Source organism: Actinophytocola sp., from assembly GCF_050699915.1.
Taxonomy (GTDB): Bacteria; Actinomycetota; Actinomycetes; order Mycobacteriales; family Pseudonocardiaceae; genus Actinophytocola.
Map to the genome: position 1 here is coordinate 35,527 of NZ_JBOHGA010000025.1, position 11,453 is coordinate 46,979.

Consider the following 11,453-nt stretch of genomic DNA (forward strand, 5'->3'; position numbering starts at 1 on the left):
CTGCGGGTGACGACGTTCGACCTGCCCGAACGCGAAGCGGAATCCCGCCAGAACTTCCGTGACCATGGTCTGGCCGAGCACTGCTCGTTCATCGGCGGAAACGTCTTCGACACCATCCCCAAGGGCTTCGACGTCGTGCTGATCAAACACTTCATCGACATGTGGGACAAGGACGACGTCCTCACAATCTTCAACGGCGTCAACCAGGCGCTGGAGGCAGGCGGCCAAGTCCACATCCTGGTGCCGGTGTACCCGGAGAACGTCAAAGACTCCGACAACTACACCATCGACTTCTTCCCGAGCTTCTTCCTCGGCGCCTCGATGGGCCAAGGCGGTCCGCAGAAGCTGTCGGTGTACAAAAACTGGCTGGAGGAGTGCGGGTTCTCCGTCACCAAGGCGATCAGCAGGGAGCCAGCCGAGTTGCCCCGCTACGCCCTCCCAGTACAGGGCATTCTCTGCGCGACCAAGAACGCCTGACCGGCCCGATCACGTTGCCGGTGTGGATGACCTATCAGACCTGCCCGAGCTCCGGCTCCTGGAACGTCATCGCCAGCGTGGAGACCAGCGCGAGCGATGCGTGGCTGCCGAGGAGGCGTAGACAGCCGAGTGGTCGTTCGCGGTGAACGTGCTGGTCATGCGTCCATCCCACCGGCCCCGCCGCGATCTCGCGGCACGGACTCGTCTGGCTCCTCGGTGCTCGGCTCGTCCGCGTAGGTCGGCCGGCTGTGCTCCTCGGCGAAGTCGGGGTCGGCGTCCACCGCGGGATCACGATCGGCATCGGCGGGCGGCGGAACGCTCCGCTCATCCTCGCGCTCGGTCATCGGAAGTCTCCTCGGATCGGGTCGATCTACACGCCTCGACTACCCGGTGATCGGTTGCCGACACCTCCGAGACGATCGTCGGTCAGACGCGCGCAGCGCGTCCTGGCTCAAGGCGACGACCGAGTCGCTGCTCAAGGGCGACCCGCAGGCATGGAACATGATCACCAAGGGCATGCGGACGAAGGCCACCGAGCTGATCCCTGGCATGGGTCGACGCCAGCTGCGCTGACTGGCCACGACGGTCCAGCCCACCGGCTGGCTCTCGGCGAAGGCCGGCGCACCACCTCGGGCAGCCGTCCGGGGTTCCTGCGGCATGTCCGGGTGGCGCCGTTCGCGTTCATGGAGCTGCAGGATGTCCAAGAACTGTTCAACTTCTTCGAACGCTGGGTCTCCGCCTACCAGGTCGCCGTCTCCGGCACGGTCAGCTTCGACGAGGACCACTGATTGACCCGCCGCTCGTCGCGGGCTCCGCGTTCAGGCTCCGGCTCGGACGTCGAGGAAGTCCCGGTCGATGTTGATCGTGACTCCGCCGTGGGTTTCGGGGGTGTCTCCGGTGTATTGGTGGAGGCGACGTCCGCCGGTGAAGTAGTCGTTGGGGCAGTACTGTCCGGAGTCGGTGTCGGCCTGGCCGTTCCACCAGGCGAACCAGAGGTGGTCGGGCATCGTGTACTGGCCGTTGTTGTAGTTGGCGCACAGGTCGGCCACGCCGGAGGCGCCGCTGGAGTACATGCCGGACAGCCAGCCGGCGGCCCGCAAGCCTTCGGCCCAGCCGGAGACGAAGGACATCACCGGTTCGGTGCATCCGTCGTAGGCTTCGATGTCGACGTAGATGGCGCTGCCCGGGCCGAAGCCCAGTGCGGTCGCCGCCGCGACGGCGGCGTTGGCCTCGTCGACACCTTGCTGCCTGGCGGTGGCCGGGTCGGTCGAGAACACCTCGTCGTAGCGTGGGTTGCAGGGTGCTTCGAGGCCGTGGTGGATGACGATGAACTGCCAGCCGTTGGCGTGCTGCGTGCCCACCCACTCCGGGGTCAACAGGTCCTGGCCGCACGCGCGGTTGACGCCACTGGTGTAGATGCCGACGGCCTTGAACGGTGAGGCACGCCACGCATCCATTGTGGACTGACTCTGGGCGGTGCAGGTGTCGAAGGCGTTGTCGGTCAGCGTCCCAGGAGCCACAATCGGCGCCGCCGCGGCCCGGGCGGACCCGCGGTGGAACGAGGCCAGCTCCGCGGGCCGGGCGCCGTCGCCCAACCGCGCGGTATCCAGGATGGCGCGCACCTGGTCCTCGGTCCGCGAGTTGTGCGCGGCCGACACCAGCACACCGGCGTCCTCCACGGCGACCTGGATCCGATGGTTGACCGACTCGGCCACCGCGGCCGCGGTCTCGGTCGTGGCCGTCGACGTGTGCGCGCCGGCCGTGGCCGCAGATGTCGCGTCCAGCGGTGAGATCACCAGCCCCACCGTGCGGCCGCCGGAGATGTCAGCCGGACAGTCAGACACCTCACCAGCGCTCCCCAGGTAGACCGCCGGGGCGTCGAAGCGCACGCAAGCACCCGGATCGGCGTCCAAGTCCACCACCCGCCACGACGCGGGAACGTCGACCTCGAAACCGTGAAAGCCGACCTGCTGCGTGCCGGACTCGGCCAGCGCGGGAAACCCCGCCGCCCCACCCGCCAGCACCACCGCGACCGACGCCGCCACGAGCAGCCGCTTGGATCGTCGTGACATGGCGGCGCTCCTCGCCTTGGGGTACGTCCTTGGCGCACCCTCTCAGACCTCGCTCGCCATGTCTATGTTTCACAAGAATCGCGTTGTTCTCGTTAGCTACTGACGTGCGTGGGTGCGGCAGCCCCACCGAGGGTGAGAACTGCATACGCGCCAACACGTTCAGCGTTCACGTCGTCTGCCGCCTGGAGTGACGTCACGGAGCCAGACGCCGCTCGCGTCTTCCCACCGTGCACCCGGGAGGCCATGATTTCCTCCCAGTGGCGCTAACTGGGGGCGTGATCATGGTGAGTGTCGGATTTCGTAAAGCCTGGGCCGTGGCCTACATCGTCGTGGCAGTGGCGGGACTAGTGGCGGTGTGGAGCAGGACGTCTTGTGGCAGTCGTTCGTGTTCGGGGCCGCGATGGTGTTGCTGATCACCGGCATATTCCGGCTCGATAACGGCCATGCCCGGTGCGAAGCCCCGCCGGTTCGGCGGCGTCGTCGGGAGCGGCATAGAGTGCCGGTCCTCCGTTTCATGGCCGAGCCGGCCGCCTGGGACGCGGTAGTGGGCGCGCTCAGCGAGCCGTGAGGATGTCCAGGTCGCGGGAGCCCGCGGCCGCTCGATGATCGCCGGCGTGACCGGACCGTTGAGACCGCGGCAAGATTCCGCCACACGAGCGGAAGATGGCTGCACTGGAGACGTGCAGAAGGTCGAAGATCGCCGGCTGCCGCTGCACGGCTGGACCGGCTACCCGGTCGGGTTCGCGCGGCGACCACCGTCACGACGGGCGGGATCACTTTGTTCGGCACCGGCCGTCCGCTGTGGACCCTCACCCCGCTGGCGGCCATCGCCGCTGCCGTCGCTCGACCGGGAATCACGTCTCGATCGAGGCGATTACACCGCTGGTCAATTGCCGCCTCGCAGCAGCGACCGGTACGAAACCCACAGCATCAGCGCGACCGGCATGAGCACCGCGGCGAAAAGAATCCCTGCGAACATTCCGTAGCCGTGCGGGTCGAAGGACACTCCGGTGACGCTGAGCACCGCCGCGCCGACGAGCAACGTGATCAGTACGACGACACCGAGAAAGGCGCCGAGCACGAGGCGCCGCAGGGCGGTTCGCAGATGGCCTGCGCGGCTGGTACTACCCGGCGTGTCCATGCATCACTCCGGGTCGGGAGTGCAGATGGTCAGGAACGACTTCTGGTTCTCTCGTTGTACGTCCGACGCGTCCATCCAGCCGGCCTGGCCGAACAGGTAGCTCCGGGACGGGTGCCGGGCCGACTCTGTCAGCACCTGGTCGACGTCGCCCCTGGCACCGTTCGCCCTCGGGCCGTCGACGTAGAAGACGATCGAGTCGGCCTTGGTCCAGTCGTAGTCCGCCGGCAGGGGTTTCTTGACCTGGAGAGGTTCAGCACTGTCCGAGGCGGATCCCTGGGCGGCGGTCCCCAGCAGGTCCATGCGCTCCAACGACACCCCCGGCCGCGGTGCGGACCACACCTGTTCCGTGCTCTTCGCGGTGCCCGAGTCGAAGATCAACGTCATGCCGGTGACGCCTCGGCAGGGGGTTCCCGTCCACAACTTCAGGACGCCGTCATCGACGCGGAACCCGGCCGCCGGTGGCAGCGACGGCGCATACTGCGCCTCGGTGTCGCACGCCGCGGTCGCCGACGCCACGAGCAGGGCGACGCAGGCGATGATCGGCCACCTAGTGATATCCGCCATCGGAAAGTCCCGCGTCTTCCTCTGTCTCGTTGCCGCCCGTGATCTGCTCCCAAGCGTAGGAGGCGAGGAACTGGGTGTAGCCCTCGCGTGCCCATTGCTGGGAGTGGCGCTCCTCGTGGTGGAGCAGCCGGTCCATGTCGAGATCGCCCCGCTGTGGGCCGCCTTCGCCGTCGTACCACGCGTGGCCTGACTGGGCCACCTCTCGAAGCTGCTGCGCGGGATCTGCCGGGTCGTCGATGTTCAGCATGAACGTGTCGCCCCAGGTCGTTCCGCCCTTCTGGCTGAACTGATCTTGGATGAGGTTTCCACCCAGGCCCATCATCATGCCGTTCGGGGTGGTCACCAGCCGTCCACCGTTGTCGTGGACGAACCCCACATCGTCGTCGTAGCTCCAGTCATTTGCCTGTTGCCGGTCGACGATTCGCTGCAGTTCCTCGGATCCGTACGGGGTCGGTCCGAAGTCGGTCGTCTCTCCTTCGGTGCCGTAGTCGGTGCCCGCATTGAGGATGTAGGTCATCCGCACCGCCTTGGCGGCGTCGTCCCCGCTGATGTCGGTCGGCATCAAGAAGTACGACTTGGCAGTCCCATCGCCGTCCTCGTCCTCGCGGATCTCCTCCATTCCGTCGAGAACCTCAAAGTCCTCGGGCGTGATGTCGTGATCGGCGGCGATCTTCATGATCGTTTCGACCGGTACACCTCGGCGGACGGCGTTCTCGAGCCACTGCCGGTAGTGGCCGGACGCGGGCGGCCCGGTCAGCAGTCCGGCGTCTCGCAGCGACTGCTCCATCTCGACCACCTTGGCATCGACCTCGCCGGCGTCCCTGGCGTCGGCCAGGGTGGTCGCTCCGTGGTCGCTGATCTTGCCGTCCTCTGCGAGCTGCATGACCCGCGCGAGGGAGGCGTCGATGCTGTTCGCCGCGGTGAGTATCGCCCTTGTTTCCTGCTCCAGCTGCGTCTTGATCATTTCGCGGTGTCGTTGGGCGGCGGCGCGTTCCTCCGCCTCGAACCGCGACCTCGGCGCGGGGCCGTTGTCGGCGGGTTTGTTGTCCACGACCGTGCCGTCGGCGGCGATGCTGAACTCGTACTTGTCGGCGAGGGAGTCGTTGTTGGCGACCCGGGTCTTCAGGGCGGCGACGTCGTCCGACGCGTTTCGCAGGGCGCGCTCGACGGCGGACAGCGCCGCGATCAGCGTCTCGGCGTTGTTCCGCGTGTCTCCCAGCGAACTGCGCGCGCGCTCGCCGGCGGTGCCATGCCAGTCAGGCAACCTCCTGGCGTCGTCGAGCTCGTCCTGCAGCCCGATGAGTTGGTCCCGCCGCCCACGCAGGTTGGTGGCCGACGTATCGAGCTCGTCAGCGTTCCATCTGCGGACGTCGTGGTAGCCGACAGTCATCCCCCGAAAGCCCTCTCGGCAGCATCCTCGTTCTCGGAATACGTCTTCGCCGCCGACGAGACGGTGTCGCTCCACCGGTCGATCTCGCCGGCCCACCCCGTCGCACGCTCGTCGAACGTCGTCGCCAAAGTCGGCGCGCTCCTCGCCGCGTCTCCACCCGGCAACGCCGTCGCGATCGCACCTAAGCCGCTACCCGGGTGCACCGCCCTGGCCTGCTCCGCGGCCGATCCCGCCGCCTTCGACGCATTCCGCAGCTGACCGATCTCGACCTCGTACCCGTCCACAACCTGTGAACCCCCGCCCCTGATCCGCCATCAGGCGCACTCTACTGGAGTTCGGACGCCGACATACCCAACCCGAACCAGCACGAGTGATCCCGGATCGTCGACGTCCAGCACCCGGCACGGCGGGACCGTCGTCCGTAAGCGTAGGCACCGGTCGCGCTGGGCTGATCCGGCCGCCGAGGTCACGGACGTGACCAACGAGCTCGCGATGTCCGCCGAGTCCGCACGCGCCGCCGCGATCCTGGTGGCCACCGCGCTCGTCGCCTTCGGCATCGGCCCGCGTGCGCCGGACGGCCCGAGCGAACGCTCGACCGATCGCGCTCCCAGCCCCGCGGCCCGCGCGCGATGTCATCGCCCTTGCTCAGCAGCCAGGCGACGGCGACCTGCGCGGGTGTGGCGCCGCCGCCTAAGAACGTTGTGCATGTCCTCAATGGACCGACCGGATACCACGTTGTCGCGTGGCCCCGCGTCGCGTTGGCGCTCCTCCGTGCAGCATGTGACGCGCGGTGGCCGTGGCGAACGATCTCGGCAAGGTCGGCGTTGGAAACGCAGATGCTTACCGAGCCAACACCGATCAACCGGTCAAGATCTCGAGCGTGACGACGGTGTACTCTGCCTTCAACGGTAAGGCCGACGCCAGAGCGCTAAGAAAGCTAAGGGCCAGCTCGCAGACACCGCGACAAGGCGAATAGCAGAAGCCAAGAGAGCCTCCGCTGCCGTTGACTGACGGCTACCCGACAGTTCTGCGACACCGCGGCACTGCCCAAGCCTGGTAGCTGATCTCATGACTGCGCGGGCCCTCCAGGTAGGTACCCAGTCAACGGCCAGATGCTTGGGCTGGTCGTACTGGAGTATGCAGTGGACCTGTCGTGGCACCTGTTCATCCTGCTTTTCTACGCAGCTCTCACCACCACGCAGAACATCATCGTTCTGCGGAGTCTCGTCCAACTGGGCGTGCCATTCCGCTACAAGTCTTCCTGGCGCACGGGCCTTGAGATCGAGCTACCTGACCCTGCGCTTGCCGAAACGTCATCCACGCAGGTCAGGCGGCATGGTGGTACTCGTTGAGGACGCCGCCCGACCGCGGGTGCCGGCGGATGTCAAGGCGAGCGACCTACTGAGCACGACCTGGATGCCGGCGTCGGCGTGGACGGTGTCGAACATGGCGGGGAACTTGCCATCCCTACGCCGTCCGCTGACTGGCGGTGACGGCGACGCAGCGTTCCGGCCCGCGCCCGCTCGTTACTCCAATCCGTTGCACGCCAAGGGTCGGCGTCACACGCTGTCATCGGTGACGCCGTCGGCTTCGGGCATTCAGGTGGCCGCCTGGCGGGTTGTTGCGACGCCGATCGTGGCGTGGATATCGTGCCCTCCGGCCGCCGACGAAGGAGTTCGATGACGGGGATCGATACCGGACCGGTCCAGGTGTCGCGCGGTGTGCGCCGGCACGGTGGCCGGGACGACGACGGCGGCGGCGGCACCATGGCGGGGTCCTGAGCAGCGGGATGGCGACGGCGCAGCTGAAGCGGTTCCGCGTTCTCGTCGGCGGCTACAGCACGTCGGCGTTCGGCAGCTACCTGAACATGGTGGCGTTGAACCTGTTCGTCTACGAGACGACCGGCAGCGCGCTCGCGACCGGCCTGTTCATGGTGGTGCGCATGGCGTCCGGCTTCGTGGCCGGGCTGCTCGGCGGCGTCGTGGCGGCGCGCCTGCCGCGCAAGGCCGTGATGATCACCTGTGACCTCGTGCAGGCCGGTGTCCTGACGATCTTCGCCGTGGTGCCGGCGGGTGCCCAGTCTCACCTGCTGCCGGTGGTCGCGGTGGCACTCGGACTGCTCAACACCACCAGCTCGGTGTTGTTACGCAGCAGCGTGCCCGAGCTCGTCGGGGCCGAACACCGCTTGCGTGCCAACGGGTTGCTGGTGACCGGCCGCGCGGTGGCGATGGCGATCGGGTTCGCGACCGGGGGCATCCTGGTGTCCACGGTCGGCTACCGGGCGGCGTTCCTGGTCGACGCGGGCACCTTCGTGGTGTCGGCCACCACGCTCGCCGTGCTGGCGCTGAACTTCTCCCCCGCCGCGGCACCGGAGCACGCCACCGGGTTCCGGGCACGGCGGCTGGCCACGACCGCCGCGCTGCTCGCGGCGCCTGCGGTGCTCGCGATCGTGGCGATCCGCGCGGTGGACGCGTTCGGCTCCGCGTCCCACCAGGTCGGCATCCCGATCTACGCGACGATGCTGCAACCGGGCTCGCCCGCGAACTTCGTCGGGAACTTCTGGGCTGCGTGGGCGGTCGGCCTGTTCACCGCGCACCATCTCATGACCCGGCTTTACCACAGCGGCCGCCGGCGCGACGAGTGGGCGTTCGCGGTCGGCACCGCGGTGATGTCCGGCGCGTTCATCGTCGCGTTCGCCGGCATCGCCCAGCCGTGGGTGCTGGCGGTCGCGATGGTGGCCGGACTCGCCGACGGCTTCACCGAGATCACCTACACCACCCGGATCCAGGCGGAGCCCGATCCGGCGCGCGGATACTTCTTCGGCCTCACCGCGATGGCCGAGAACGCGAGCCTCGGCGTGGGCATGTTCGCGGCCGCCGGGCTGCTCGAGGTGTGGCACCCGTTCGGTGTCGCCGGCGCGATGCACGGCCTCGTCATCGTGCTCACGCTGGGCTACCTGGTCTTCGCCGTCGTCCGCCGGAGCCGCGCCGAGGACCGCCAGTCCGTGAGCTCAGGGAGTTGACCGTGTCCGCGTCCGAACCCACGCTGCTCGACGTCCTCGCCCGCCACCCACTGATACTGGACGCCGCGGTCGTCACGCGTGCCGCCGAGGACGGGCGCACGTTCCGGGTCGCCTACGTCGTACCCGACCCGGAGGCCGCACCCGAGCGCGTGCGCAAGGTCGCCGGCGCGCTCGCTGCCGTCGCCCGGAGCCCCGAGCCGGTGCTGGTGGCGACGGTGACCGCGATCCCCCGCGACGAGCACGGCGCCCCGGACGAGGCCGGGCTGAGCGAGCTGGCGGTGCCCGGGTCGGTGACGCCGCGCCCGGTCGCGCTGCCTGCGCCGGAACCGGGCCGCCGCCACCTCGGCGACGTGGTCGACCTGCCGCGGCCGTGGGCGGCCGGCCCGCTGCCCGGCCTGTCCGGCGCGCCGTCCGATGTGGACGCAGGCGGGCCGCCCTCGCGGTGTGCGGGCGGTGAGCTGGACATCCGGGCCGGTGATCCCGCCACGCTCGTCGACGCGCTGCTGGCCGCCGCGGAGTCGTATCCGGACGCAGGTGTGCACGTCGTCCAGGACGGTGGAACCGTCCTGCTGCGCTACCCCGAGTTGCTGCACGCGGCCCGCCGCACGCTGACCGGCCTGCGCGCGGCCGGTCTCCAGCCGGGCGACGCCGCCGTCCTGCACACGCCGTCGCTCGCCGAGCACATCGTCGGGCTGTGGGCGTGCCTGCTCGGCGGGTTCCGGCCGGTCGCGGTCGCCCAGTCCGCGACCTACGACACCCGGACGGCGGTGCTCGACAAGCTGGAGCACGCCTGGCTGGACCTCGCCCGCCCCACGGTGCTGTCCGGCGGTGCCACGGTGGGTGCGTTGCGGGACTACTCGCGCCGCGAGGGCCTGGACGGGCTGCGGGTCGTCGACCTCGCCGACTGTGCCGAGGATGCCGCGGCGGAGCCGCACCGGCCCGCCCCCGGCGACGTGGCGATGCTCCAGCTCTCCTCGGGCAGCACAGGCCGGCCGAAGGTCATCCAGGTCACCCATCACGGGCTGGTGCGGTACGCGCAGGGCGCGCGCCAGGCCGGCCGAATGAGCACCGGGGACGTGTTCGTCAACTGGCTGCCGCTCGATCACGTGGGCGGGGTCGTCATGTTCCATTTCGGCCCGGTTGTCCTCGGCTGCGACAACGTGCACGTGCCGCCCGAGCGGGTGCTCGCCGATCCGTTGCTGTGGCTGGATCTGCTCGATCGCTTCCAGGCTCAGCACAGCTGGTCGCCGAACTTCGGCTACGGGCTCGTCGCCGACGCGCTCGCGGCGCGCCCGGACCGCGACTGGGACCTGCGCGGGCTGAAGGTCCTCATGAACGCGGGCGAGCAGTGCACCGAGCCGGTGACGCGGCGGTTCCTCGACGCCGTGCGGCGCTTCGGCGTCGAGGACCACACGATCCTGCTCGCGTGGGGCATGGCCGAGACGTGCACGGCGGTCACCTACGAGCCGTTCGGCCCGGCCGCGGTGCAGCACGTGCGGCAGGCCGCGCCCGGCAGGCCGCTGGAACTGCTGGACGCACCGGCGCCGGGCGCCACCACGTTCCTCAGCATGGGCGCACCCGCGCCGGGCGCGGAATTCCGCATCGCCGGCGCGGACGGCCGGACCGAGCTGCCCGAGCTCCACATCGGACGATTACAGGGCCGGTCGCCACGGATCACGCCCGGCTACCTGAACAACCCCGACGCCAACGCGGAGGCGTTTCCGGACGGCGAGTGGTTCGACACGGGGGACCTGGCGTTCGTCGCCGGCGGCCGGGTGACGATCACCGGGCGCGCCAAGGAGATCATCATCATCAACGGCGTGCACTACTACTGCCACGAGATCGAGGACGTGGTGGGCGCGCTGGACGGGGTGGCGCGGAGTTTCGCCGGCGCCTTCGGCATCCCGGGGGCGGACGGCGTCGAGCGGCTGGCCGTCGTTTTCGTGCCGGAGCCCGGACCGGACGGCCTCGCGCCCGTCGTGGACCGGATCCGGCGGCGGCTGAGCGAGCGCTTCGGGCTCGTGTCGGTGGTCCTCGTGGCGGTGGACCGGGACTCGTTCGACAAGACCACGAGCGGCAAGATCCAGCGCACGGCGATGCGCGGCCGGCTCCTTCGCGGCGAGCTGGACCGGCACCTGCGGGCCGTCGAGCTGGCCGAGGCAGGTCCGCACACGATGCCCGACACCCTGCACCGGCCCGGCTGGACGGCTCGCGTGCTGCCGGCCGGTCGCACGCCGGAGCGGGTCGTGCTGCTGACCGGCGACGCCGCGCTGAGCCAAGCCTTGCCCGGCGCAGTGGTGGCCGGTCCGGACGAGGACTGGCGGGACGCCGTCGCGGGCGCGGACGTGCTCGTCGTGGCACCGGTTGCCCATCCGTCCACTGTGGACCAGGCGTTGACCGCGTGCGCCGACGACGTGCTGGCGTTGACCGCGTTCCTCGCCGCCGAGGGCTGGACCGGCGAGCTGGTCACGGTGAGCCGGGGCCGCTACGTGATCACCGGCGCCGAGCCGCCCGGGTACCCGGCCGCGCTCACCGAGGCGATCGGCGAGTCGTTCGCGCTGGAGCACGCCGGGGTCCGCGCCTGGCACCTCGACCTGCCCGGCGACGACCGCGACCCGGCGGTGCTCGCCGAGGCTCTCACGTGGACGCACCGGGAGCCGGTCCTGGCGTGGCGGGACGTGCCGATGGCCCGCACCCTGCGCCCGGTCGTGCCGCGCCCCGGCGGGACGGCCGCGCTGGCGCCCGGGTCGTGCTGGCTGGTCACCGGTGGGCTCGGCGGTGTCGGCC

General features: G+C 69.6%; 13 protein-coding genes. 7 read left to right on the plus strand and 6 right to left on the minus strand.

Features of this window, described 5'->3' with window-relative positions:
* On the plus strand, positions 1–477 hold a 477-nt coding region (locus ACRDSK_RS07350; RefSeq protein ID WP_431439188.1), incomplete at its 5' end, for a methyltransferase.
* Between the two features lie 155 nt (positions 478–632).
* Here the strand turns inward: ACRDSK_RS07350 and ACRDSK_RS07355 are convergent.
* Positions 633–821: a hypothetical protein gene (locus ACRDSK_RS07355; RefSeq protein WP_431439189.1), complete on the minus strand. Its 189-nt coding sequence runs from the start codon at positions 819–821 to the stop codon at positions 633–635.
* Between the two features lie 46 nt (positions 822–867).
* Here ACRDSK_RS07355 and ACRDSK_RS07360 point away from each other — a divergent pair, with 46 nt between their 5' ends.
* Both ACRDSK_RS07360 and ACRDSK_RS07365 read left to right on the plus strand, forming a co-directional pair.
* Entirely contained in the window at positions 868–1,050 is a 183-nt protein-coding gene (locus ACRDSK_RS07360) for a hypothetical protein (protein ID WP_431439190.1), read from the plus strand.
* Between the two features lie 92 nt (positions 1,051–1,142).
* Positions 1,143–1,265 carry a hypothetical protein gene (locus ACRDSK_RS07365; protein WP_431439191.1) on the plus strand — a complete coding sequence of 41 codons (123 nt, stop codon included), beginning with the start codon at positions 1,143–1,145 and terminating at the stop codon, positions 1,263–1,265.
* 30 nt (positions 1,266–1,295) lie between these two features.
* Here the strand turns inward: ACRDSK_RS07365 and ACRDSK_RS07370 are convergent, their stop codons facing one another.
* Entirely contained in the window at positions 1,296–2,549 is a 1,254-nt protein-coding gene (locus tag ACRDSK_RS07370; protein ID WP_431439192.1) for a DUF1906 domain-containing protein, read from the minus strand.
* 355 nt (positions 2,550–2,904) lie between these two features.
* On the opposite strand from ACRDSK_RS07370, the gene ACRDSK_RS07375 reads away from it, so the two are divergent.
* Positions 2,905–3,117 (plus strand): hypothetical protein, encoded by a 213-nt coding sequence (locus ACRDSK_RS07375; RefSeq protein ID WP_431439193.1) that lies wholly within the window; start codon positions 2,905–2,907, stop codon positions 3,115–3,117.
* A gap of 318 nt (positions 3,118–3,435) precedes the next feature.
* Here ACRDSK_RS07375 and ACRDSK_RS07380 read toward each other — a convergent pair whose 3' ends face one another.
* Genes ACRDSK_RS07380 through ACRDSK_RS07395 form a run of 4 tightly spaced genes read right to left on the minus strand, consistent with a single transcriptional unit; the run spans position 3,436 to position 5,928 of the window.
* On the minus strand, positions 3,436–3,690 hold the full coding sequence (locus ACRDSK_RS07380) for a hypothetical protein (RefSeq protein ID WP_431439194.1): 255 nt from the start codon (positions 3,688–3,690) through the stop codon (positions 3,436–3,438).
* A 3-nt stretch (positions 3,691–3,693) separates the two neighbouring features.
* Entirely contained in the window at positions 3,694–4,254 is a 561-nt protein-coding gene (locus tag ACRDSK_RS07385; RefSeq protein ID WP_431439195.1) for a hypothetical protein, read from the minus strand.
* A complete protein-coding gene (locus tag ACRDSK_RS07390) occupies positions 4,238–5,644 on the minus strand; it encodes a hypothetical protein (RefSeq protein ID WP_431439196.1) in 1,407 nt (468 codons plus the stop codon). Before ACRDSK_RS07390 ends, ACRDSK_RS07385 begins: the two co-directional genes overlap by 17 nt.
* Complete coding sequence (locus ACRDSK_RS07395; RefSeq protein WP_431439197.1) at positions 5,641–5,928, minus strand: hypothetical protein; 288 nt, start codon at positions 5,926–5,928, stop codon at positions 5,641–5,643. Before ACRDSK_RS07395 ends, ACRDSK_RS07390 begins: the two co-directional genes overlap by 4 nt.
* A gap of 858 nt (positions 5,929–6,786) precedes the next feature.
* On the opposite strand from ACRDSK_RS07395, the gene ACRDSK_RS07400 reads away from it, so the two are divergent.
* From ACRDSK_RS07400 to ACRDSK_RS07410, 3 genes are all read left to right on the plus strand, one after another.
* Positions 6,787–6,996 carry a hypothetical protein gene (locus ACRDSK_RS07400; RefSeq protein ID WP_431439198.1) on the plus strand — a complete coding sequence of 70 codons (210 nt, stop codon included), beginning with the start codon at positions 6,787–6,789 and terminating at the stop codon, positions 6,994–6,996.
* 437 nt (positions 6,997–7,433) lie between these two features.
* A complete protein-coding gene (locus ACRDSK_RS07405; protein ID WP_431439199.1) occupies positions 7,434–8,666 on the plus strand; it encodes an MFS transporter in 1,233 nt (410 codons plus the stop codon).
* A 2-nt stretch (positions 8,667–8,668) separates the two neighbouring features.
* On the plus strand, positions 8,669–11,453 hold a 2,785-nt coding region (locus ACRDSK_RS07410; protein WP_431439200.1), incomplete at its 3' end, for an AMP-binding protein.